The organism is Jannaschia donghaensis, assembly GCF_001403795.1.
GTDB classification, from domain to species: domain Bacteria; phylum Pseudomonadota; class Alphaproteobacteria; order Rhodobacterales; family Rhodobacteraceae; genus Jannaschia; species Jannaschia donghaensis.
Genome location: NZ_CXSU01000011.1, coordinates 342962 through 365341, shown reverse-complemented (window position 1 = coordinate 365341; position 22380 = coordinate 342962). Strand labels below are relative to the sequence as shown.

Annotated in this window: 20 protein-coding genes and 1 tRNA gene; 9 read left to right on the top strand and 12 right to left on the bottom strand. The window is 64.5% G+C overall.

The window, feature by feature from the left end; translation table 11 throughout:
* Both JDO7802_RS06270 and JDO7802_RS06265 read left to right on the top strand, forming a co-directional pair.
* Positions 1-708, top strand: a 708-nt coding sequence (locus JDO7802_RS06270) for a lysophospholipid acyltransferase family protein (RefSeq protein WP_055083713.1), incomplete at its 5' end; no start/stop codon positions are given.
* Positions 709-715: 7 nt separating this feature from the next.
* Complete coding sequence (locus tag JDO7802_RS06265) at positions 716-2116, top strand: L-serine ammonia-lyase (RefSeq protein WP_055083711.1); 1401 nt, start codon at positions 716-718, stop codon at positions 2114-2116.
* Positions 2117-2173: 57 nt separating this feature from the next.
* Here the strand turns inward: JDO7802_RS06265 and JDO7802_RS06260 are convergent, their stop codons facing one another.
* The 3 genes from JDO7802_RS06260 to JDO7802_RS06250 all read right to left on the bottom strand — a co-directional run bounded on the left by JDO7802_RS06260 (position 2174) and on the right by JDO7802_RS06250 (position 6095).
* Positions 2174-3757 carry a class I SAM-dependent methyltransferase gene (locus JDO7802_RS06260; protein WP_055083709.1) on the bottom strand — a complete coding sequence of 528 codons (1584 nt, stop codon included), beginning with the start codon at positions 3755-3757 and terminating at the stop codon, positions 2174-2176.
* Positions 3758-3761: 4 nt separating this feature from the next.
* A complete protein-coding gene (locus tag JDO7802_RS06255; protein WP_055083707.1) occupies positions 3762-4901 on the bottom strand; it encodes a GSCFA domain-containing protein in 1140 nt (379 codons plus the stop codon).
* A 159-nt stretch (positions 4902-5060) separates the two neighbouring features.
* Positions 5061-6095 carry a LacI family DNA-binding transcriptional regulator gene (locus tag JDO7802_RS06250; RefSeq protein ID WP_245624133.1) on the bottom strand — a complete coding sequence of 345 codons (1035 nt, stop codon included), beginning with the start codon at positions 6093-6095 and terminating at the stop codon, positions 5061-5063.
* Positions 6096-6184: 89 nt separating this feature from the next.
* On the opposite strand from JDO7802_RS06250, the gene JDO7802_RS06245 reads away from it, so the two are divergent.
* A tRNA-Arg gene (locus JDO7802_RS06245) sits at positions 6185-6261 on the top strand.
* A gap of 271 nt (positions 6262-6532) precedes the next feature.
* Here JDO7802_RS06245 and JDO7802_RS06240 read toward each other — a convergent pair.
* On the bottom strand, positions 6533-7234 hold the full coding sequence (locus JDO7802_RS06240) for a GntR family transcriptional regulator (protein ID WP_055083705.1): 702 nt from the start codon (positions 7232-7234) through the stop codon (positions 6533-6535).
* A gap of 106 nt (positions 7235-7340) precedes the next feature.
* On the opposite strand from JDO7802_RS06240, the gene uxaC reads away from it, so the two are divergent.
* Genes uxaC through JDO7802_RS06220 form a run of 4 tightly spaced genes read left to right on the top strand, consistent with a single transcriptional unit; the run spans position 7341 to position 11757 of the window.
* On the top strand, positions 7341-8747 hold the full coding sequence (gene uxaC / locus JDO7802_RS06235) for a glucuronate isomerase (protein WP_055083703.1): 1407 nt from the start codon (positions 7341-7343) through the stop codon (positions 8745-8747).
* 16 nt (positions 8748-8763) lie between these two features.
* Positions 8764-9585, top strand: coding sequence for a 5-dehydro-4-deoxy-D-glucuronate isomerase (kduI, locus tag JDO7802_RS06230; RefSeq protein ID WP_055083701.1), 822 nt, complete (start codon positions 8764-8766; stop codon positions 9583-9585).
* On the top strand, positions 9582-10328 hold the full coding sequence (gene kduD, locus JDO7802_RS06225; protein WP_055083699.1) for a 2-dehydro-3-deoxy-D-gluconate 5-dehydrogenase KduD: 747 nt from the start codon (positions 9582-9584) through the stop codon (positions 10326-10328). The genes kduI and kduD overlap by 4 nt, the downstream gene beginning before the upstream one ends.
* A complete protein-coding gene (locus JDO7802_RS06220) occupies positions 10306-11757 on the top strand; it encodes a mannitol dehydrogenase family protein (RefSeq protein ID WP_055083697.1) in 1452 nt (483 codons plus the stop codon). The genes kduD and JDO7802_RS06220 overlap by 23 nt, the downstream gene beginning before the upstream one ends.
* Positions 11758-11763: 6 nt before the next feature.
* Here JDO7802_RS06220 and JDO7802_RS06215 read toward each other — a convergent pair whose 3' ends face one another.
* From JDO7802_RS06215 to JDO7802_RS06180, 8 genes are all read right to left on the bottom strand, one after another.
* Positions 11764-12666 carry a sugar kinase gene (locus JDO7802_RS06215; RefSeq protein WP_055083695.1) on the bottom strand — a complete coding sequence of 301 codons (903 nt, stop codon included), beginning with the start codon at positions 12664-12666 and terminating at the stop codon, positions 11764-11766.
* A complete protein-coding gene (locus JDO7802_RS06210) occupies positions 12667-12978 on the bottom strand; it encodes a cupin domain-containing protein (RefSeq protein WP_055083693.1) in 312 nt (103 codons plus the stop codon).
* A gap of 17 nt (positions 12979-12995) precedes the next feature.
* The gene (locus JDO7802_RS06205) at positions 12996-13739 is read right to left on the bottom strand and encodes an SDR family NAD(P)-dependent oxidoreductase (protein ID WP_055083691.1); all 744 of its coding nucleotides are present in this window, start codon (positions 13737-13739) and stop codon (positions 12996-12998) included.
* A 34-nt stretch (positions 13740-13773) separates the two neighbouring features.
* Entirely contained in the window at positions 13774-16086 is a 2313-nt protein-coding gene (locus JDO7802_RS06200; RefSeq protein ID WP_245624131.1) for a heparinase II/III domain-containing protein, read from the bottom strand.
* A gap of 93 nt (positions 16087-16179) precedes the next feature.
* The gene (locus JDO7802_RS06195; protein ID WP_187298101.1) at positions 16180-17745 is read right to left on the bottom strand and encodes an extracellular solute-binding protein; all 1566 of its coding nucleotides are present in this window, start codon (positions 17743-17745) and stop codon (positions 16180-16182) included.
* Positions 17746-17783: 38 nt separating this feature from the next.
* Entirely contained in the window at positions 17784-18665 is an 882-nt protein-coding gene (locus tag JDO7802_RS06190) for a carbohydrate ABC transporter permease (protein ID WP_055083688.1), read from the bottom strand.
* A 12-nt stretch (positions 18666-18677) separates the two neighbouring features.
* Positions 18678-19673, bottom strand: coding sequence for an ABC transporter permease (locus JDO7802_RS06185; RefSeq protein WP_083481047.1), 996 nt, complete (start codon positions 19671-19673; stop codon positions 18678-18680).
* Positions 19670-20773 carry an ABC transporter ATP-binding protein gene (locus tag JDO7802_RS06180; RefSeq protein WP_055084768.1) on the bottom strand — a complete coding sequence of 368 codons (1104 nt, stop codon included), beginning with the start codon at positions 20771-20773 and terminating at the stop codon, positions 19670-19672. Before JDO7802_RS06180 ends, JDO7802_RS06185 begins: the two co-directional genes overlap by 4 nt.
* Before the next feature lie 252 nt (positions 20774-21025).
* Between JDO7802_RS06180 and JDO7802_RS06175 the strand changes: the two genes are divergently transcribed.
* Together JDO7802_RS06175 and JDO7802_RS06170 are read left to right on the top strand one after the other, a co-directional pair.
* Positions 21026-21712 (top strand): GntR family transcriptional regulator, encoded by a 687-nt coding sequence (locus tag JDO7802_RS06175; protein ID WP_055083686.1) that lies wholly within the window; start codon positions 21026-21028, stop codon positions 21710-21712.
* A gap of 34 nt (positions 21713-21746) precedes the next feature.
* On the top strand, positions 21747-22380 hold a 634-nt coding region (locus JDO7802_RS06170; RefSeq protein ID WP_187298100.1), incomplete at its 3' end, for an MATE family efflux transporter.

Sequence of the window (22380 nt, the reverse complement as noted above, 5' to 3'; positions counted from 1 at the left end):
CATGTCTGGCCCGATCTGACCGATGCGCGCCGCGACCGGATCGTGGCGGGGGTCGGCCGGAACGTCGGGCGGTCGCTGACGGGCATCTGGTTCAACGCCGACTTTGCCCGCGACGTCGCGGACCTGCAGCCCGAGGGACCGGGCTGGGAGGCCCTGCTGGCCGCCAAGGCAACGGGCAAGGGCGCGATCGTCGTGTCGGGTCACTTCGGCCAGTGGGAAGCGCTGCGCCACGTGATGAAGCGCGCGGGGATGGAGGCGGGCGCGATCTATCGCCCCAACAACAACCCCTATTACGAACCCATCTTCCGCGCCGGAATCGACATCGGCGGGCAGCCGATCATCCCCAAGGGCAAGGCAGGGTATCGCACCATGATCGGCCACCTGCGCGGCGGGGGTTTCATGGCCCTGCTGCCCGATCAGCATGTGAGCGACGGCGCGGTGATCCCGTTCCTGGGCCGCGACTGCAAGACGTCGCTGGCCGCTGCCGAACTGGCGCTGCGCTATGACATTCCAATGATCCCCGCCTTTGCCCCCTGGCAGGACGGTCTGCGCGCCGTTTTCGAGGACCCGATCCCCCACAGCGACGCGCAGACGATGATGCGCGCCTTCAACGGCCGCCTGGGGTCGTGGATCGAGCGGCATCCGTCGCAGTGGCACTGGCTGCACCGCCGGTGGAAGTTTAACCGTCGGCGCACCACCGCCCCGTGAGGCCCCCATGTTCCTGAGCATCTTCGACATCTTCAAGCCGGGCATCGGCCCGTCGTCGTCGCATACGATGGGCCCGATGGTGGCGGCCGCCCGGTTCCTGACCGCGCTGCGCGGCGGGGCGGAGCCGGAACCGGGGGCCGGCCCGCCCGCGCGGCTGACCGCGACGCTGCATGGATCGCTGGCCTGGACGGGCAAGGGGCACGCCACGGACCGGGCCGTCATGCTGGGCCTGCTGGGATTCGAGCCGGCATCGGTCGACATGGACGCGGCCGAAACGGCCCTGACCCGTCTTTGGGCGGACAGAACGGTGACACCGGACGGCCTGTCCGAAATGGCATTCGATCCGGACACGGACGTCGTCTTCGATTGGGGCCCACCCCTGCCCGGCCATGCCAATGGCCTGGTGCTGCGGGCCTTCGACGCGGCCGGCAACCTGCGGATGGAGGAGACGTATTATTCCGTCGGCGGCGGGTTCGTCGTGACGGCCCGCGAGTTGACCGATCCGCCCGACCTGCACGCCGCCAAGGCGGAGGCGGGGTTTCCGTTTCCCTTCGGCACGGCGGTCGAGATGTTGCAGATGGGAACGCGCGCCGATCTGAGCATCGCGCAGATGAAATGGCGCAACGAATGTGCCCTGATCCCCGAGGCCGCGCTGGGCGACCGGATCGATGTCATCTGGCGTGCGATGGATGCGTGTATCGACCGCGGGCTGGCGCAGGACGGTATTCTGCCCGGTGGCCTGTCGGTGCGGCGGCGGGCCAAGGCGATCCACGCGCAGCTGCGCGACGAGGCGGGCAAGAACCTGGCGCAGCCGCATGTCGTGAACGACTGGCTGTCGGTCTATGCGATGGCCGTGAACGAGGAGAACGCAGCCGGTGGGGCCGTCGTCACCTCTCCGACGAACGGGGCCGCCGGGGTCGTGCCCGCCACGATCCGGTATTACCGCGATCACTGCGTCGGCGCGACCGAGCAGGGCATCCAGACCTTCCTTCTGACCGCTGCCGCCATCGGTGGCTTGATCAAGCACAATGCGTCGATCTCGGGTGCCGAAGTCGGCTGCCAGGGGGAGGTTGGATCAGCGTCGGCGATGGCGGCGGCGGGCTTGTGCGCGGCCCTGGGCGGCACGAATGCGCAGATCGAGAATGCCGCCGAGATCGCGCTGGAACATCATCTGGGCATGACCTGCGATCCCGCGGGCGGGCTGGTTCAGGTGCCCTGCATCGAGCGCAACGGCCTGGGGGCGATCAAGGCGGTTTCGGCCGCGTCGCTATCGCTGCGGGGCGACGGGACGCATTTCATGCCGCTGGACAATTGCATCGAAGCGATGCGGCAGACCGGGCGCGACATGTCCGAGAAGTACAAGGAAACATCGCAGGGCGGATTGGCGGTCAACCTGCCGGAATGCTGACGCGGGCGGGGGCCAGCCCCCCATCCGCGATGGAATTTCCGGCCAGAAGAAAGCCCGTCAGGCCGCGTCGTCCCGATCGTCGTCGGTCGGTGGTTTCGCCGCACGCGCCTTCAACGCATCCCACAGCGCCTGGTAGCGCGGCTCCTTCATCAGGTCCTGGAACTGGTCGCGGTGCCACTGGACGCCCCGTTTGTGCAGCTGTCGGATCTTGCGATCGGCGCGCAGGGTGGCAAGGGTTTCGGCAAAGCCGGGCACACCGGATTTCAGCGTCTTGTCGCGGCCGCCGGTCATGTTCCACTTGTCCCAGTAATCCAGGCCCAGATCCTCGTTGATGTGGTTCGCCCGGCCCCGGTTCTTCTTGAGGATATAGCTTTCCATCGACCGCAGCGGATAATGGTGCTGATAGGCGGTGTCCTGACATCCGTCCCACGGCATCGTCCACTTCTTGCCCTTGTTCATCTTGGCCGAGATGTCGTCGCCCGACGGCGATTTCCACACGATCCGGTCCTGCCAGTCTTCCTTCACCCGCGGGCGATGCAGTCCGAAGTGGTACATCGCGTGCGCCTTGCGGAACATCGTCTTGACGTCCCGCATCTTGCGACCGCCCCGCTTGGGCACCGGCTCGCAGGAGGTGAATTGCGCGGTCAGCGGCTTGTCCTTGAACGCCTCCACCCCGCCGTTGCCAAAGATCTTCCATGGAAAACTGACGACATCGGTCTCCGGCCCCAGATGGCGCATGAGGCCCTGGATCGTCGGATCTTCCAGCTTGATGTCGATGAACTCGTCCACATCCGCGATCAGGATCCAGGTCGCCTTGTGCCGCAGCACGTGGTCGCGCGCCCATTTCAGGGCAGATTTGTGGGGGCCGCGTTGCAGCACCGTATTCACCTGATGGGTCAGGACACCGCCCGCCGGCGTGATCTCCTCCAACCGGTCCAGGATCGGGTCGGTGGTATCGTCGCAATCGTTGGTGAAGACCAGAAAGTCGGTGAACCCGATGGCACGGTGATGCGCGACCCATTCCAGGATGTAGGGCGCTTCGTTCTTCATGGTCGAGATGATCAGGAATCGCTCGTCCGTCGGGCGACCTTGCAACATGACCGTATCTGGCAGGGTCAGGGACCAGAACTGCCCTTCGTTCTGCCAGACCGACCCGTCCAGCCGGGCGGCGATGTCCATCACCGCTTCCCGCACGGGACGGCCCATTTCCGTGCCCCAGTGAAAGCCGCCACCGGCAATCGTGCCGCCGGGGCGGACGACGCGGACGGCCTGTTCAAGATCGGCAAGCACGACATCGTACTGCTTGTTGCCATCGAGCCAGAGCCAGTCGAGCGATGCGTCGCGCAGCGCAGTCAGCGCATCGGTCGAAGGCTGACGCACGATGGTCGCGTCGGGAAAGCTGGCCGTGACGGCGGCGAATTGCGCGTCGCGCTCGGCTTGGTCGGCGGTGTAGGCGAAGGGCCGCGCGTCCTGCTCCGCGTCTTCGGCCCAGGGATCGATCAGGATCAGGCTGACAGGGGCCGCCACATCGACAAGCGCGCGCGTCGCGCGTCCTTCGTGGGTTCCGACCTCGGCCCCGCGCCCCGATCGGGGCAGCGTTTCGATCATCTTCAGGGCGTTCTTGCGCATTTCGTCGGCCATGGCGCTATTTCGTCAGCAATTTTTCGAGACGATCCAGCTGCGCGCGGATCGCGGCCTCTGCCTCGGGGTGCCGCGCAACCTTGCGCTTGCCCATGATCCGCTTGAGCGCGTTCAAATTGTCGTCGCGCACCACGGCCTCCAGCCGGTCGGAAATCAGCCCGGAGGACGACAACGCGGCCAGCCAATGCTTGAGCATCTCCTCATCCGTCGGTTGGCGTTCGCACCAGACCTGCTCGAACAGCATCATAATGAAGTCGAGGACGGCCTTCGGCAGATGCCGGCGATCCTGCTTGAAGGGCGAATGGAAGACGTCGGTGATGATCTCGTAGCTGGGCCAGTAATGCAGGTAGCCGTCGTCGCCCAGTTCGCGCATCAATTCGTCAAGGGCCACACGCAGGACGGATTTCGAGACCGAGTTGGCCGAAATGCACGAGACGGGCCGGAACGTCGCGATCAGGGGCACGGGCGACAGCGTCGTGATGATCTTGGCGTCCGGACGGTGCTTGCGGATCAGGTCGTAGATCGCGCGAATGTTGTCCTTGTTTTCTTCGACCGTGGTGACGCGGAACTTGTGACGCTCGGGGTCGTAAGCCTCCTGCGGGATGGAACGCCAGAAGACGCCGCCCGTCACCTCGTCGTACCACACCTCCGACAGCCCGAAGGTCAGGATGAAGAGGTCGGTCTTGGAGAAGATATCCAGCGTCTGCTTGCGGATATCTTCGTCGTAGCCATAGCTTTCAGCCTCGTAACCGTGCCACAGCGCCTCCTCGAACTTCTTGCCCTCGAAGGCCCATTCGAACTGCTGGCGGATGACGTAGGAGTTCACCATCCCCTCGCCGCATTTCACCACATAGGCGTTCGACCCCTCGTCGCGGGTCAGGATGTTATAATTCCGCCCCGCCAACCAGTTGGAAATATTGGCGGCAAAGCACGACCCGAACGCCGTGATCTTGGTGTCCGGCGTCACGATACGCTCCGCCGGTTCCCACCCTTGCGTCACCCATTTCAGCGCGGAGTCCTGCTCGGCCATCTTCTCGAAATCGGGATTGAAGTTCGTATGTTCCCCCCGAAACCACGTCCGGAACACGCCTTCCTTGCGGGTGTGCTGGAAGTTGAAGGTATTGGCTTCGGTTCGTTTGTTCATCGCTCGGGCGTCCTTCGGGCGCATGTCGACCGCGGTCCGTCGAACGGCGTGTCAGTCGTGGTCGTGGCCGATCTGTTGCCACGCAAGGGGGTCATCCCGCGTTTGACTGCGAAATGCGGCAAAAGTTGGCACATCCGCACGATTGTTTCCACATCAGCATCATGCGTCCAGGCGCGCACGCATCGTCTGTCCGGGGTCGAAGGTCGGCACCAGTTCGACGCGGCGGTCGTCCCCGTCGAAGGTATGGGTCCCCGCGACGATCCGCGCGGCGACCTGCCCCGCTTCCCTGCGGCGACTGTCCACGGTGGCAAGCTTGCGCGGCAGACCGTCCAGAAGCGTGAAGGCATTGAACCCCGCCAGTCCCAGATCACCGCCGACATCCAGACCTTGTTCCAGCGCGAACAAAAGCCCGCCCGCACCCGTCAGATCATTGGTGTAAAACAGGAAATCTAGATCCGGCGTGCGGCTCAGCATGGCCTGCGTCATTTCCCGCCCCTTGGCGAAACCCGACCAGCCGGAATAGGCCATCTGATCGGCGATGCCGATGCCCGCCTCTCCCAATGCACGCTCCAACCCCTCGATCCGCTTGCGGGCGCGGTGGTCACCGTCGACCTTGGTGCCCAGGACGCCCACGCGGGTATAGCCGCGCGCCGCAATTTCCGTGCCGACATGGTAACCGGCCCGCCAGTGGCTGATGCCGACGGCGGCGTCGATGGGATCGCCATCGACATCCATGACCTCGACCACCGGGACGCCGCAATTGGCCAGCATCGCGCGGCTGGCCTCGGTATGCTCCAACCCTGCGATGATCACGCCCGAAGGACGCCATGACAGCATCTCGAACAGGGTCTTCTCCTCCTTGGCGGGATCGTAGTTCGTCGTGCCGACCACCGGTTGCAGCGGCGTGTCCGCCAACACTTCATCGACGCCGGCCATCACTTCGGGAAACACCAGATTCGACAGGCTGGGTACGATTACGGCGACCAGGTTGACGCGGTTGGACGCCAGCGCGCCCGCGATCTTGTTGGGAACGTAGCCCAGCCGCTTGGCCGTTTCGACGACCTTGGCGCGGGTCTTCTCGCTGACGTCGCCGCGATTGCGCAGCACCCTGCTGACGGTCATTTCGCTGACGCCGGACGCTTCGGAGACGTCGCGCAGGGTCAGATGCTGATGGCGGGTGTTGCGGCGCGTCAATGGGGCCTCCGTGGCGCGGTGTCCGGCGACGATAGCGCGCCCGACCACCTGTGGACAAGCCGCGGTGCGCAACGCTAATTGTGCGACGTGGCCCCGTGGCTCAACTGGATAGAGCAGCCCCCTCCTAAGGGGCAGGTTATTGGTTCGAATCCAATCGGGGTCACCACATTCGACCGGCGCGGTCAGGTGCGCTGGTCGGAAGCCGGACGGTCGGAACATCGACTGGCCCGCCTGGCGTTCGCCACGGCAGGATGGTCGGAAAGATCGGCGTGACCGGCTTCACGGACAGAAATAGGTCCAGCATCGCAAGGGCGCGCCGCCGGTCCGATCGGTGCCGCAAGGATCGCCAGCGACCGACCGGATATCGAATGAAGACACGCGACACCGTTCCCGCACAATTGCTACATCCTTCCTGACAACGGCCGTTTGACGCGCGCTCAGCCTGGCGCATCCGTGAAATATTCCGGCACTTTCGCGCGCAGCGTCGGAAGGACGGTGACGACGCCGCGGATGTGGTCACGCAGCCGCATCTGGCCCTGCTCGGTCTGGCCGTTGGCAATGGAGTCGACGATGCCAGCGTGTTCGGTCAAAACCTGCCCGCGTCGCGCCTCCGACAGCGTCAGGAAGCGGATCCGGTCCATATGCGCCTTTTGTCCCCGAATGATCGCCCAGACATGACCGTGGCCGGCGATGTCGCAGATCGCTTCGTGAAATGCCTCATCAAGACGGTGAAAGGATGTCGCGTCCGGGCCGGCAAGGGCGGCCCGCTGTCTATCAAGCAGGTCGGTCAGCCGCGCGACACCCCCATCTGCGCCGGTCTCTATCACGACACGCAGGCAGTCCGTCTCCAGCGCGGTCCGGACGAAGACTGCATCGCGCACCGCCCGTCCGGAAATTCGCGTGATGAGCGTCGGACGCTGGGGGCGGATCGCCAGCAAGCCAAGGTTGGAAAGCCGGAAAAACGCATCGCGGACCGGCTGACGGGACACGCCGAGCTGTCCGGCGATCTCGCTTTCCGACACGCGCGCACCCGGCGGCAACCGCAGCGAAATCACCGCATCGTAAAGCGTGTCGAACACCCGGTCGGTCATCGACGTCGGGCCGGATGGGAGCGGGGCCAGCCCGGAACTGTCGGACATGACGTCCTCCGTTGTGTCGATGAAAACTAGGGGGCGACAGGCTTTGACACAACCGATCAACTAGAATACTAGACGAACAGATACGCGAACCTGGAGATTGCGGCCGATGCCCCTGACCGACCCCGACCGTCTTTTTCCTGTCGAGGCGCGGTCCCGCGATCTTGCGCGCGCGCTCTACCAAGGGGTCGCACCGCTTCCGATCATCAGCCCTCACGGCCACTGCGACCCCCGCTGGTTCGCCGAAAATGCCCGCTTCCCCGATCCGGCCCAATTGTTCGTCGTCCCCGATCACTACGTCTTCCGGATGCTGGTCAGCCAGGGCGTCCCGATGGCCGATCTGGGCGTGCCGCGTGTCGATGGTGGACCGGTCGAAACGGATCCGCGCACGATCTGGCGTCGTTTCGCGGCGCATTTCCATCTGTTCCGCGGCACCCCTTCGGCCATGTGGCTGGACCATTCGTTCGAACATCTGTTCGACATCGACACGGTTCTGTCGGCCGACACCGCCGACGACATCTATGACCGGATCGAAGCGCGTCTTGCACAGGATGATTACCGCCCCCGCGCCCTCTTCGACCGGTTCGGGATCGAGGCGCTGGCCACCACCGAAGGCGCGCTGGACGATCTGCGCTGGCACGCCGCGATCCGCGACAGCGGCTGGTCGGGTCGCGTCATCACCACGTACCGGCCCGACGCGGTCGTCGACCCCGAATTCGAGGGGTTTGCCGAGAACGTCGCAGCACTCGGAGCCTTGACCGGCGAAGAGACGAACAGCTGGGCAGGGTATCTGGCCGCTCATCGCAACCGACGGGCGGTGTTTAAGGCCCACGGGGCCACCGCCACCGACCATGGGCATCCAACCGCCCAGACGGAAGACATGCCCGCCGCGCAGGCCGAAGCCCTGCTGCACAAGGCGCTGGCGGGTGATTGCACGGCGGTGGAGGCGGATGCCTTCCGGGGTCAGATGCTGACCGAGATGGCACGGATGAGCCTGGATGACGGTCTGGTGATGCAGATCCATCCCGGCGCGCGCCGCAACCACAATGCCGACGTCCTGGCCCGGCATGGCCGCGACAAGGGGTTCGATGTTCCAGGACGCACCGATTATGTCGGTTCCCTGAAACCGCTGCTGGATGCCGTCGGGATGGAACCCGCGCTGAAGATCATCCTCTTCACTCTGGACGAGACGGCCTACGGGCGCGAACTGGCGCCTATGGCAGGGGCCTATCCCGCCCTGCGCCTTGGCCCGCCCTGGTGGTTCTTCGACAGCTACGAGGGGATCAAACGGTTCCGCACGGCCACGACCGAAACCTGCGGCTTCTACAACACCGCGGGCTTCAACGACGACACCCGCGCCTTTTGCTCGATCCCGGCGCGGCACGATGTCGCCCGCCGATCGGATTGCGCCTACCTCGCCGAATTGGTCATGACCGGCCGCCTTCGGGAAGCCGACGCCCACGAGGTCGCGCATGACCTCAGCTACCGTTTGGCCAAGAACGCCTATAACCTGTGATCCTCGGAGTATCCTGATGACCAACGCCCAGACCCGCTACGCCGTCGATCCCACCACCGCCAAGGGGTTCGACACCGAAACCCTGCGCGATCATTTCCATGTCGGAGACCTGTTTACCCCCGGAGAGATCACGCTGGTCTATTCGCATTACGACCGGCTGATCCTTGGCTCCGTCGTGCCGGATGGCGCGCCGCTAACGCTGGACGCCGTGCCCGAAACCGGAACCGCTTCGATCCTGGAACGCAGGGAGATGGGCATTCTGAGCCTGGCCGACCGCGGCAAGGTGACCGTCGGCGGTGAGACGCACGAGATGGCGCGCGGCGAGATCTTGTATGTCGGCATGGGGTCCGGGCCCCTCACCTTTGCCGAAGGCCGCTTCTACGTCCTGTCGGCCCCGGCCCATCGGACGTGCCCCACCCGTCTGGTCCGCATCGCTGACGCCCGCCGCGTCGAAATGGGCGCGCGCGAGACGGCGAACGAGCGTGTGATCATCCAGTTCCTGCATCCCGAGGTGCTGGACACCTGCCAGCTGGTCATGGGTTATACGCAATTCGCCGAAGGATCGGTCTGGAACACGATGCCTGCGCATCTGCACGACCGACGGATGGAGGCGTATCTGTATTTCGACATGCCCAAAGACGCGCGCGTCTTTCACCTGATGGGCACGCCGGATCAGACCCGCCACATCGTCATGGCCAACGAGGAGGCGGTGATTTCCCCGCCGTGGTCGATCCATGCCGGGGCCGGCACGGCGTCCTACACCTTTTGCTGGGCCATGGCGGGCGACAACGTGGATTTCACCGACATGGACATGGTGCCGATGGATGCGCTGCGATGACCGCAGCCTTTGATCTGGCGGGCAAGCGCGCCCTTGTGACGGGGGCCAACACCGGGATCGGTCAGGCCATCGCCATCGGTCTGGCGGCTTCCGGCGCCACCGTCGTCGCCGCCGGCCGGTCAAGCTGCGCCGAGACGCTGCGCAGGATCGAAGCGGCCGGGGGCGCGGGCGAAGAGCTCACGCTGGACCTTGCCGATCCGGTTGCGGCGGGCGCACGCCTGTCGGATGCGGGCGATCTGGATATTCTGGTGAACAACGCGGGCATCATCCGGCGCGCGGACTCCGTCGAGTATACCGAGGCCGACTGGGACGATGTGATGGACGTGAACCTCAAGGCGGTCTTCGTGCTGTGCCAGGCGTTCGCGCGCGCGGCCATCGCGCGGAATACGGGCGGGCGCATCGTGAACATCGCCTCGCTGCTGTCGTTCCAGGGGGGCATTCGCGTTCCCGCCTACACCGCGTCCAAGCACGGTGTCGCCGGGCTGACCAAGATCCTGGCGAACGAATGGTCCACCCATGGGATCAACGTGAACGCGGTGGCCCCCGGCTATATCGCCACGGACAACACCGCCGCCCTGCGCGACGATCCCGTCCGCTCCGCCGAAATCCTGGGCCGTATCCCCGCGGGCCGGTGGGGCGATCCGGCAGACATCGCCGGGGCCGTCGGGTTTCTGTGCATGCCGGCGTCGGCCTATGTTACCGGCGCCGTGCTGAACGTGGATGGGGGCTGGCTTGCCCGGTAGTCCGCGCCTGACCCGGTCGCGCCCGCCCCCCGGCCATGGCATCGTCCATCTGGGACCGGGGGCGTTCTTTCGGGCGTTCAACGCCGTCTATACCGATGACGCCATGGCCGAAGCGGGGGGCGATTGGGGCATCATCGCCGTCAGCCTGCGAAGTTCGACCGCACGCGATCAGTTGGGTCCGCAAGGCGGCTGCTATACCTCGGTCACGCTTGCCACCGGGGGCGACACCCACCGCATCATTTCCGCCGTTCGCGATGTTCTGGTCGCACCCGATGACCCCGCCGCGGTCGTTGCCATCATGGCGGACCCGGCCACGCGCATCGTGTCGCTCACCATCACCGAAAAGGGCTATTGCCACGACCCGGCGACCGGACGGTTGAACCGCGATCACCCTGATATCCAGCACGATCTGTCGAACCCGGACGCGCCGCGCAGTGCCGTCGGTTTCATCGTCACCGCGCTGGCCCGCCGCCGCGATGCGGGCCAGCCGGCGTTCACCGTCCTGTCGTGCGACAACCTCCCGTCGAACGGGGCAGTCGCGCGGGCGGTCGTGCTAGATTTCGCGCAGGCCTACGATGCCGATCTTGCCGATTGGATTGCGGCGAACGTCACGTTCCCTGCGACCATGGTCGACCGCATCACGCCCGCAACGACGGACGCCGATGTGGCCCGTCTGGCCCAGACGGCCGGATATTTCGATCCGGGTTGCGTCGTTCACGAAGCATTTCGCCAATGGGTCGTCGAGGATGATTTCATCGCGGGCCGACCGGCGTGGGACCAAGCCGGCGCGCAGATGGTGCGCGACGTGGCGGCGCACGAGACGATGAAGCTGCGCTGTCTGAACGGGACCCATTCCGCGCTGGCTTATCTGGGATACCTCGCCGGGTTCGAGACCATTGCCGATGCCGTCGCCGACCCGGATTTTGCCGCGCTGTGCCGCAAGCTCTGGCAAGATGAAATCCTGCCGACCGTGCCCCCGCCCGAGGGGGAGGATTTGCACGCCTATTGCGACACCCTGATGGAGCGTTACTGCGACCGCGCGATCCGTCACCGCACCTGGCAGATCGCGATGGACGGCAGCCAGAAACTTCCCCAACGCCTTTTGGGAACGATCCGCGATGCGATGGACGCGGGCCACGTGCCAGCGGGCCTGTGCCTCGCCGTGGCAGCGTGGATGCGATACGTCGGCGGCGTCGACGAGGACGGCAAGGCGATCGACGTGCGCGACCCACATGCAAAGACCCTCAGGGCCGCAAGCGACGGGGCCGATACGACCGAAGGCCGGGTCGATGCACTGCTGGGCATGACCTCGATCTTCGATCGTGACCTGGCCAGGAATGCCGCATTCCGCGCAGCGATCCTGCAGGCCTATGCGACGTTGGAACGTGCCGGCGCCCGCGCGGCCGTCAAGGATTACGTGTCGGGTTAAAACCCGTCAGGACCGGGCGATGTCCACGGGCACAAGGGCCCCGCGTCCCTGCACGACCTGCGCTGCCAACCGGCAGGCCTGGGCGATGCCGTCGGTGAGTGGGCGGTCTTGCGCGATGGACGCAAGGATGCCGGCGTTGAAGCTGTCGCCCGCCGCCGTCGTATCGACGACAGATGTCACCGGCTCCACCGGGACGGTGCCGCGGTGTCCGCCAATCATATAGCGGACCGCGCCGTCTCCGTTCTTCACCACGACGGTGGTTGCCCCGGCCGCGGCATAACGATCTGCCGTCGCATCGATGTCCACATCTCCGAAGAACGATGCCTCGTCCTCGAATGACGGCAGCGCGATGTCGCAGACGCCCGCCGCCGCCATGATCGCATCGGTCATCGTCGCCGTATCGGGCCAGAGACGGGGCCGCAGGTTGGGGTCGAAGGCGACCTTGCGACCGTCTGCGCGCGCATTGGCCAGCGCCACCAGCAATCGTTCACGCGCCGCCGGGTCCAGGATGGCCAGCGTAATTCCGGACAGATAGATCAGATCGGCCCCGGACATTGCATCGGCAAGCGCAGTTGCATCGTCCGCCAAGGCGCGCGCCGCCGACTGGCCCCGCCAGTACGAAAAGCTGCGTTCTCCGTTTTGCAGGGAGATGAGGTAAAGGCCGACGGTCCCGCCTTCGATCGTTCGGATGGCCGAGACGTCGATGCCGCTGTCGGCCATGAAGGCCCTCATACGCGTCGACAGCGCGTCCGTCCCCAGCGCTGTAAAATAGGCGGTCGGCACGTCGCCCATCCGCGCCAGATACCATGCCGTGTTGAATGTGTCCCCGGCGAAGCCCAGACGGTAGTCGCCGTCCGACGGGGCGGGGGCCAGTTCGGCCATGCATTCGCCGATCGCCAGGACCCGCATTCAGAGAAAGTCGTCGCGCCGGGGGGTGAACCCATCCACCAGCGTCCCCGGCTCCAGGCAGACGCAGCCGTGTGTCAGGCCCGACGGGATGACGAAGCTGTCGCCCGGCCCGACCTCCCGCGTCTCATCCCCCAAAGTGAAGCGGAACCGACCGCTCTCCACGTAGGTCGATTGCACGTGGGGGTGGTCGTGAAGCGCGCCCTCCGCCCCCACCGCCCCAAAGCGGAAGGCGACGACCATCAGGTCTGCATGATCCGCAAGGACCTGACGGGTGACGTTTTCGCCGCTGGGGACGACTGGAAATTCGGTCATTGATCGGTCCTTTTTGCTCAGGAAAAGAGCATACCGCCGTTTATGTCGATGTTCGTGCCGGTGATGAACCCACTGTCCTCGCTGGCCAGGAACACGATCAGGTTCGCCGTATCCTCGGGGATGCCCTGACGGCGGGCGGGGGCGTTCGCCTCCAGGCCCCGGCGGGCGGCATCGGGCGTGTGGACGTTGTGAAAATCGGTGTCGATCATGCCGGGGCACAGCGCGTTGACGCGAATGTCGGGGCCCAGTTCCTTGGCCAGACCGCGCGTCATGGTCATCACCGCGCCCTTGGACGCGGCATAGGCGACCGCACCTGCACCGCCGCCGTCGCGGCCCGCCTGGCTGGCCAGGTTCACGATGGTCCCCGTCTTCATGTGTTGAAGGCAGGCGTGGGTCATCAGGAACGTGCTGGTCAGGTTCAGGTCCATGACCGCCTGCCAATGCTCCAGCGGCATCTCGGCCACTTTCTTGCGCGCGATCAGGCCACCGGCATTGTTGACCAGCACGTCGATGCGGCCGAAATCGTCCATTGCCTTGGCCACCAGCGCGTCCACATCGGCCGGTTTGGTGAGGTCCCCCTGCAGCGCAAAGGCTTTGCCCCCCGCCGCCGTGATCTCTTGGACCGCCGTATCGGCTCCGTCACCGCTGGAGAAATAATTGATGGCGACGCTTGCGCCTTCGGCCGCCAGCTTGCGCGCGGCAGCGAGTCCGATATCGCGCCCGCCGCCCGTGACGATCGCCGCCTGTCCCGTGAATTTCATGTCTTGCCCCTTCGTGGTGATGTCATTTGGCCGGTCATCCGACGTCGAATGTCTTGGGCACCACGACCTTGAAACTGCGGTCGTCGGCATCCGTAAAATAAAGATCGCAGTCGTAGCCCTGGTCATCCAGGAAGCTGAAGACGCGGCGCGGCGCGGCCTTGGGATAGGGCACCAGAAGCGTCGCGATCCGGTGGCGCGTCGCTTTGGGATAGCGCGCGGTCAGGCAGGTGCTGACCGGAAGGCCCTCGTAGTCGACCGGGTCCACGTTCGGGAAGCCGGTCTCCTGCGACAGGGTCGGCGTGCCAGCTTCGGACCACAGGACTTGACCGTAGAATCCGGCCGTGTCCCCGGCATATCGGAACGTGCTGGCCCCTAGCGTCATCGGCGCGTTCGCATGCAACCGCCAGTCGATGGACACGGGCATGTCGGCGTCGATGGCATCGACGAAGACGAAATATTCGCCGTTCACGAAATAGACGTCGCGCGTCACACTGGTTACTTCGGGCGTCAGGCTGCGATAGGCTGCGGTCGCGTCGCCGCGGATGAAGATATGATCGCCCCGATCCTCCGCCACCTCGATCCGGCCGGTGGCACGCATGGCCTCGGCCTTGTCCTTGCCGGCGTATTGTCCCTTGCCGTCGATCAGGATCGCGTTTTTCGAAAGGGTCTGGCGCCGCCAGTTCTGATGCATGGTGGAATTGAAGGCGACGTAATGCCCCGACTGAATAGCCAGATCTTCGCCGAAGCCGGCCAGGCAGAAGGCGTTCTGATCGCCGTGGCTATGACTGACCGACCCGAAGGGCGACGATTTCATCACGAACTGGATGCGATCGTCGGGGGTGGCCATGCCGCGCTGGATCGCGACCCAGCCGATCCCGGCGAAATGGCGCATGCCATCGGTCGGGGGTGTTGCCTCCACGATGGGGAAATCGGTACGATACGTCAGCTCGTCGAAGCGGAAATCCCACCAGCCCCAGTTGTAGAACGCCATGTCGGTCCCGGGGTTCGTGCGCAAAATCTCGTCGTAGTACCACTGATACGCGCCGTCGCCTGTCACGCCCGCGAACTGACGCAGGTTGAACCCGATCTTCACCGCCGGCAGGTCGCCCATGGTGCTGTCGTCTCCGAAGGTCGCGCGGCGCGTATCCGGGGCCTTGGTGTACAGCGGGAAGTCCCCGGTCTTCTGGAAGAACGGCCGCTGGTAGAGGTCGATGCCGGTATAGGATTTCAGCAGGTTCGCCGCGTCGATCAGATAGGCCATCCCCGTCATCCAGTAATGCGGGCCTTCGGCCCAGCCGCCATCGGCGTCACCCCAGGGTGAATAGACGGCGAACAGGAATTCGATGGAATACTGCAGCCAGTCCTCGGCTTCGCCGAGCGCGTCGCCCTCCTCCGCATCGTCCAGCAGGGCGATCGCGGCGGGGATCAGCACGGCCGACACGGCGCGGACCGCATGACTGTCATAGGGGAACAGCTGAATGCGCGCGTTGCGGATGATGTGATCCGCCGTTTCCCGCGTGCGGGCCAGCAGGGCGTCGCGGACCAGCGCGCGTTCATCTTCGTCCAAAATGTCGTGCAGCCAGTCGTACCCCCAGGCCAGCGCCAGGTTCACGCGGAACGCCCATTCATCGGTATAGGCGCGCGATGTCGTCCCCGTCGGCGACCAAGCCGCGGCCGACAAAAGCCACGCCTTGGCCCGCCCCCGCATCGCGTCGTCGCCCGTGACGGTGCCGCCGATCGCCAGATGGCGGATCGCATAGAGCAGTTCCTGACAGTCGATATAGGTCTTGCGCCAGACCGACGCGACGCGCTTGTGATCGGGGTATCCCGCAGGCTCCGCCATGATCTCGCGGTCCATCCACGGCAGGACCGATTTCTCGTGGAACGTGGACCAGGTGCAATGGTCCGGATCGGCCTGAACGGCCGCGCGAAAATCGCTCAAGCGCTCGGGCGTCATCCACAGGCGGGGGTGCTGGCGCGTCGCATCCGCCAGACGCGTGGCGCGCGGTGGCAGCGGCGTCTGGGGCAGGCCGTCGGCAAGGGTAAAGCTTCGGGTCTCGCTCCAGTCGGTGGCGGGCGCGCCGCCATCGTCGCAGACGGCATAGGACCAATGGTATGTCCCCGCATCCAGCGGCGTATCGGGCGTGAAGAAATTCAGGGGAATGCCCGGATAGGTGCGGGTCTTGCCCTTGGGGAACACCGGGTCGGATGACACGCGCAGCACATATTGCGCCTCGTCCTCGATCACCGGCAGCCAGGTGAAGCGCGGTGGGTTCTCGACGATCTGCGTCGTCGCGTCGGGTGCATAGCCGATGGTCAATCGCCCCGCCTTGGGTTCGTCGAGCATGGAAAGGCCGTCTTTCGCCATCGGGTCCGCACTTTCGGTTCTGTCGAAAAAGGGGGTGCGACCCCGATCAGGGGTCGCACGTCTGATCGCGGGTCAGCCGTACTGACGCGCGTAGGCGGAGTTCAAAACCTCGATCACCTGATCGTAGCCCATGTTGTCGAGCGTCTCGATATAGGCGTCCCAGTCTTCCTCCACGTCGCCCGACCCCAGGATCCAGGCCTGGTTCCGCTCGAGCATGTAGGTGCGGATCGAGGGCCAGTAGCGGTCGTAGATCGCCTGCTCCTCCTGGTTGAAGGCGACGCCCAGGAATTGATCGACCAGCAGGTCGTTCGCCTCATAAAGCGCGATGCCTTCGCGCGCGGCCTCGGACGTCCACTGCAGTTCGTAGCGGTAATCCTGCCAATAGCCGCGCTGAATCTGCGCGCCTTCCAGATACATCTGGCTGTTCACCGCCTGATCGGAATTCAGGACGGCGTCCTTATAGACCGGTTCTCCGTCGATCATGTCCCAGGTCTTGCCTTCGACCCCGAAGTTGGACAGCAGGCGCCCCTCCTCGGTGAACCAGAAGTCGAAGTATTTGATCGTCTCGACCGGATGCTCGTTCGCATAGCTGATCGCCCAGCCGTCGGGCTTGATCGGGATGCGGCGATGCTCCTCCATCCGCACGCCGCTGACGGAAGCGGGCGGCAGGAACGGGATGAAGTTGAAGCCTTCGACGCTGTCGGCCAGCGCGGAATTGTAGCCCGAGGTGGACGCGAACCAATCGTGGGTCAGGCCGCCCAGGTTTTCCGACAGAAGATAGTCGCGCGACGACGATCCGCGGGTGAAGATTTCGGGGTCGATCAGACCTTCTTCGTACCACTTCGCGATGTTGGCGATGCCGGTCTTGTAGGCGTCCTGCGCATAGGGGTGCACGACCTTGCCGTCGTCGTTGACGTAGAAGTCGTGGTAGGTGTCGGACCCCGAGGAGCGCGCGTCCCACAGCGTCAGAAGGCGGTTCACCTCCTCCCATTGGCGGGCGAAATACGGGATTTCGTCGGCCATGCCGTTGCCGTTGGGATCCTGATCGCGGAAGGCGACCATCACGTCATAGAGCTCGTCGACGTTCTGCGGCTGCTCCAACCCCAGCGCATCCAGCCAGTCCTGGCGGATGAACCAGGCGCGACCAAATTGACCGTCGGGCAGGTAGGGGATGTAGTAGTAATTGCCGTCGTAGGACGAAATCGCATCCTGCAGGCCAGGATGGCTGTCCCAGAAGGCCTGGATGTTGGGCGCGTGTTCGGCGACCAGATCGTTGAGCGGCACGAACGCACCTTCGGGGCCGTATTGGTTCACCGGTTGCTGGATCAGGTGACCGCCGACGATGTCGGGCAGGTCGCCGCTGGCCAGCAGCAAGTTCATCGACTCCTCGCTTTCGGTCGTGTTGCTACCGAAGGTGTCGTCGACGAGGAAGATGTTCGTCATCTCCCGCGCGGCTTCCTCCACGGGATAGATCTCGCTTGTATTGCCGCCGACACCGTAGCCCTGGGCCCGGGGCCAATGCATGTGGATCGTCAGTTCCAGCGGCTCTTCCACGATCTGAAGATGGCCGTCTGCAAAAGCCGGGGCCGTCAGCGCCGTGGTCCCAAGTATGGCAAGCGCTAATTTGAAGTTTCGCATGGTTTCCTCCCTTACGCGAAGCAGTCGTGTCGTTTGCGTCATTCCTTCACCCCGCCCAGCAGGATGCCCTTCGAGAAGTATTTCTGAAGGAACGGATAGATCAGCAGGATGGGGATGATCGAACAGACGATGATCGCCGCCGACACCGTCTCGAAGGAATACGGGGCGTTGATCAGCGTCGTCGAGAATTCCTCGTCATCCGAAAGCTCCAGAATGACGTGGCGCAGATAGACCTGCAGCGGGATCTTGTCCTCGTCCTGCAACAGGACCATCGCCCAGAAGAACCCGTTCCAGCGCGACACGATGCAGAACAAGGCGACCGTCGCGATGGCGGGCTTGGACAGCGGGACATAGACCTTCCAGAGCACCTGGAATTCGTTGGCGCCGTCCATGCGCGCCGCCTCCTCGAAGCTTTGCGGGATCGCCTCGAAGAAGTTACGCAGCAGGATGATGTTGAAGCCGTTGACGGCGAAACCGATGATGATCCCGAAATAGCTGTCCAGAAGGCCAAGGTCCCGAAAGTTCAGGAAGAACGGAATCAGGCCCGCGTTGAACCACATGGTAAAGGCCACCATCAGGTTCCAGAACCGCCGGCCATACAGCTGCGGTCGCGACAGCGCGTAGGCACCGGGGATGATGAACACGAGGCTCATCAGCGTGCCGCCGATCGTATAGATGAACGTGTTGCGATAGCTGATCCAGAACTGCGCCTCGCTCAGGACCTGCTTGTAGGCTTCCAGCGTGAACCCCACCGGCGTCAGGATGACGTTGCCCGCCCGCGCCGCGAAGCCCGAGCTCATCGACAGCGACGCGATGTAGATGAACGGATAGAGCGTCGCGATCGTGAACAGCGTGATCAGCACCATGTTGATGATGACGAACAGCTTGTCGCCGCGCGAATAGAGATTCATGTTCGCCATGCGACTACCCCCTCACCACAGTGACGTGCGCGAATAGCGCTTGGAGATCGTGTTCGCGGTCATCACCAGAACGAAGGCGACGACGGCGTTGAACAAACCGGCCGCGGCCGCGAAATCGTATTGCCCACCCTGCAGGCCCTGCCGGTAGATGAAGGTGTTGACCACATCCGCCGTCTCGTAAGTGGCCGGCTGATAGAGCAGGATGATCATCTCGAACGACACCTCCAGGATGTTGCCGATGCGGATGATGAGCATGATGATGATCGTCGGCATGATCGACGGGATCGTGATCTTCCACATCATCTGCCAGCGGCTGGCGCCGTCGACGACCGCGGATTCGTAAAGCGTCGGCGACACGCCCGCAATCGCCGCCAGATAGACGATCGACTGAAACCCCGCCTCCTGCCAGATGCCGGTGCCGACGAAGATGGGGCGGAACCATTCGGGCTTGGTCAGGAAATAGACGGAATCCATGCCGAACCATCCGAGGATGGTATTCACGATACCCGCCGACGGCGAAAACGCCGTGATGACGATGCCCGCGATGATCACGCTCGAGATGAAGTGCGGCAGATAAACGATGGTCTGCGCCGTCTTGCGGAAGAACTGGTTCAGGATTTCATTGAACATCAGCGCAAGCAGGATCGGCATCGGAAAGCCGAACACCAGCGTATAGAAGCTCATGATGATCGTGTTGCGCAGCGCGCGCAGGAACTGATCGCTGTTGAACAGCGTCTCGAAATGCTCGAACCCGATCCACGGACTGGCCGCGATACCCCGGAACAGGGAGTAATCCTTGAACGCGATCTGCAGGCCATACATCGGTTTGTAGAGAAACAGCAGCAGCCAGATGATCGTCGGCAGCAGCATCGCGTAAAGCTGCCATTCCCGCTTCAGATGGTCGCCCACCCGTGCGATGCGGCTTCCTTCCCGGCGGCGCTGCGCCTCGCGGGCCTCGATGACCAGTTTTTCGGTCTGGCCGAGGGCGGGGCTGGTTTCGGTGCTCATCGGTCGTGCACCTGGCCCGGAAGCGCCGCGCCCGTCGCTGCGTCGAACACCCGGATCAGATGGGGGGCCACGGCGAAGCCCGACACCTGTTCAAGGGTATGGGCCCGGCCCATCGTTTCGGTGCGGATCACGAAGGGCTTGCCGTCCAGCGTCGCGTGGACCAGCGCTTCGGACCCCAGCGTCTCGACCAGGTCGACATCGATGGCGATGTGGTCAGGCGTCTGTCCCTCCGACACATCGACGAACTCGGGCCGGACACCCAGAATGACGTCCCGCCCGGTTGCGTTGCGAAGCGCGGCAAGGTCGGGCATGCGAAGGCGCTGACCACCGAATTCGGCAATGGGTGCGTCGGTGCCGTCCACGATCCGCGCGTCGATCATGTTCATCGGCGGCGCGCCCAGAAAACCGGCGACGAAGGTGTTGGCGGGGTTCAGGAACAGCTCCATCGGCGTTCCGATCTGCTCGATCCGGCCGTCGTGCATCACCACGATCCGGTCGGCCAGGGTCATCGCTTCCACCTGATCGTGGGTCACATAGATCGATGTCGCCCCCAGCCGTTTGTGCAGGCGCTTGATTTCGGCGCGCATCTGCGTGCGCAGCTTGGCGTCCAGGTTGGACAGCGGCTCGTCGAACAGGAAAACCTTGGGTTGGCGCACGATGGCCCGGCCCATGGCGACACGTTGGCGTTGCCCCCCCGACAGGTCGGCAGGACGACGATCGAGGTAATCGGTCAGCCCCAGGATGCCGCCCACGTCCTTGACCTGACGCGCAATCTCGTCCTTCGGAGCCTTGCGGATGCGCAGGCCGAACGCGATATTATCGGCCACGTTCAGGTGGGGGTAGAGCGCGTAGTTCTGGAACACCATCGCCACATCGCGGTCCTTGGGGGCCACGCGGTTCATGTGCCGACCGTCAATGCTCAACGCGCCGTCCGAAATCTCCTCCAGGCCGGCGATCATGCGCAACGTCGTCGACTTGCCGCAGCCCGACGGACCCACTAGAACCACGAATTGGCCCGGCGCGACCTCAAGGTCGATCCCATGCACGACCTGGACCGCACCATATGCTTTCACGATGCCGTCCAGACGTACGCCGGCCATGATGCCCTCACCCGCCATCCGATCTCCCCAAGTCTGAATCGGCCCCCGTATCGTATTGATACGATCGGCTGATTCGCGTCTCCTCTGGCTTGGTATACTAGTCGAATTTTTTTCGCACCAGTCTAGACTCCATGGCACTTTTCGTGATGATGGCTGCGACCCATAATCGCGCAGCCCCTTCTTCCAAGGCAGGGCGACGGACGGCCCGACATCGGCCGCAACGGTCGATCGCAACCACGGAGACGAGCGAAAATGAACATGACAAGCCGTGTCCGCGACCGCCGTACCTCCGTCGACGATGTGTTCGACGACTTGTACGCGCAGATCACCAGCCTGAATCTGCGTCCCGGCGACAAGATCTCCGAAGCCGATGTCGCCGCCAAGTTCGGCGTCTCGCGTCAGCCGGTGCGCGATGCCTTCAGCCGACTCGCCAATCTCGATCTGCTGCTGATCCGCCCACAGCGGGCCACGATCGTGCGCCGCTTTTCCCTGCGGGAAGTGGCCAAGGCCCGGTTCGTCCGCGCCGCGGTGGAAGCCGAAGTTCTGCGGCGCGCCGCGGATATCGACGACGCGGACGGTGTCGCGCGGCTGGACGCCTGCCTGACCGACCAGGCCGCTGCGGTGGAGGCCCGCGACTACAAGGCCTTCGGCGCGCTGGACTATGCCTTCCACGAAGCGATCTGCGACGTGGCCGGCGTCGATTTCGCTTTCGAGATCATCACCGCAGAAAAGGCCAAGGTCGACCGGCTTTGCTTGCTCAGCCTCGCCAAGGAAGACCGGATGCCGCAGCTTCTGGACGATCACACCCGCATCGTGGACGCGATCCGGGATGGGGATGCCGATCGGGCCGTCGCGGCCGGAATGCTGCACCTGACGCGCTTGGACGAGACGATCGAGGCGATCGTCGCCTCCAACGCTGAATACTTCGATTTGGACTGACGACAGTGCCGCCGCCACCCCGACCGCGCCACCCGTGACGGCGACGCCACATTCGGCATTGGACGCGCCGGCCCGCACCATCTTCGCCCTGGCCTGGCCGATGGCCATCAAGGCGATGATCCTGCACGGAACGGTGGTGATCGACGCCTATCTCGTCGCCGGTCTGGGCGAGGAATCGCTGGCCGCGATGGGTATCGCCGCCGCCATCGCGGGTTTCGTCCTGGGTGCGGTGTTCGCCTTCGCGAACGCGCTGCAGATCCGCACCGCGCAGGCGTTCGGCACCGGCGACATGGCCTTCCTGCGCTCCTCCCTCCTGTGCGGAATGCTGATCAGCATTGCGGTCGGCGGGCTGGGCCTTGGGATCGTCGCGGTGTTCGGGCAGGCGGTGATCGCATCGCTGGCCCCCACGCCCGAAATCGGCGATATGGCCCGCGCCTATCTGACGGTCTTCGCCTTGGTCGTTGCGGGTGAGACGGTGGGGCAAGTGCTGTCCAGTTTCTTCAACGGATGCGGGCGCACGCGCGTCCCGCTCTACAGCTATTGCCTTTCGCTGCCCATCAACGTCGGGGCCAGTATCGTCTTGATCCACGGCGCGTTCGGACTGCCGGCCTTCGGCGTCGCCGGTGCCGCGATGGGCAGCGCCATCGCCGTGGCGATGCAGGTCACCT

What these genes read in the sequence shown, in the direction of transcription:
- uxaC (WP_055083703.1), top strand. Translation starts at nt 7,341, where the DNA reads ATGCCCCTGACCGACCCCGACCGTCTTTTTCCTGTCGAGGCGCGGTCC.
- JDO7802_RS06265 (WP_055083711.1), top strand. Translation starts at nt 716, where the DNA reads ATGTTCCTGAGCATCTTCGACATCTTCAAGCCGGGCATCGGCCCGTCG.
- JDO7802_RS06180 (WP_055084768.1), bottom strand. Translation starts at nt 20,773, where the DNA reads ATGGCCGGCGTACGTCTGGACGGCATCGTGAAAGCATATGGTGCGGTC.
- JDO7802_RS06240 (WP_055083705.1), bottom strand. Translation starts at nt 7,234, where the DNA reads ATGTCCGACAGTTCCGGGCTGGCCCCGCTCCCATCCGGCCCGACGTCG.
- JDO7802_RS06220 (WP_055083697.1), top strand. Translation starts at nt 10,306, where the DNA reads ATGGGGGCTGGCTTGCCCGGTAGTCCGCGCCTGACCCGGTCGCGCCCG.
- JDO7802_RS06190 (WP_055083688.1), bottom strand. Translation starts at nt 18,665, where the DNA reads ATGGCGAACATGAATCTCTATTCGCGCGGCGACAAGCTGTTCGTCATC.
- JDO7802_RS06200 (WP_245624131.1), bottom strand. Translation starts at nt 16,086, where the DNA reads ATGCTCGACGAACCCAAGGCGGGGCGATTGACCATCGGCTATGCACCC.
- JDO7802_RS06210 (WP_055083693.1), bottom strand. Translation starts at nt 12,978, where the DNA reads ATGACCGAATTTCCAGTCGTCCCCAGCGGCGAAAACGTCACCCGTCAG.
- JDO7802_RS06260 (WP_055083709.1), bottom strand. Translation starts at nt 3,757, where the DNA reads ATGGCCGACGAAATGCGCAAGAACGCCCTGAAGATGATCGAAACGCTG.
- JDO7802_RS06185 (WP_083481047.1), bottom strand. Translation starts at nt 19,673, where the DNA reads ATGAGCACCGAAACCAGCCCCGCCCTCGGCCAGACCGAAAAACTGGTC.
- kduI (WP_055083701.1), top strand. Translation starts at nt 8,764, where the DNA reads ATGACCAACGCCCAGACCCGCTACGCCGTCGATCCCACCACCGCCAAG.
- JDO7802_RS06175 (WP_055083686.1), top strand. Translation starts at nt 21,026, where the DNA reads ATGAACATGACAAGCCGTGTCCGCGACCGCCGTACCTCCGTCGACGAT.
- JDO7802_RS06205 (WP_055083691.1), bottom strand. Translation starts at nt 13,739, where the DNA reads ATGAAATTCACGGGACAGGCGGCGATCGTCACGGGCGGCGGGCGCGAT.
- JDO7802_RS06195 (WP_187298101.1), bottom strand. Translation starts at nt 17,745, where the DNA reads ATGCGAAACTTCAAATTAGCGCTTGCCATACTTGGGACCACGGCGCTG.
- JDO7802_RS06215 (WP_055083695.1), bottom strand. Translation starts at nt 12,666, where the DNA reads ATGCGGGTCCTGGCGATCGGCGAATGCATGGCCGAACTGGCCCCCGCC.
- kduD (WP_055083699.1), top strand. Translation starts at nt 9,582, where the DNA reads ATGACCGCAGCCTTTGATCTGGCGGGCAAGCGCGCCCTTGTGACGGGG.
- JDO7802_RS06255 (WP_055083707.1), bottom strand. Translation starts at nt 4,901, where the DNA reads ATGAACAAACGAACCGAAGCCAATACCTTCAACTTCCAGCACACCCGC.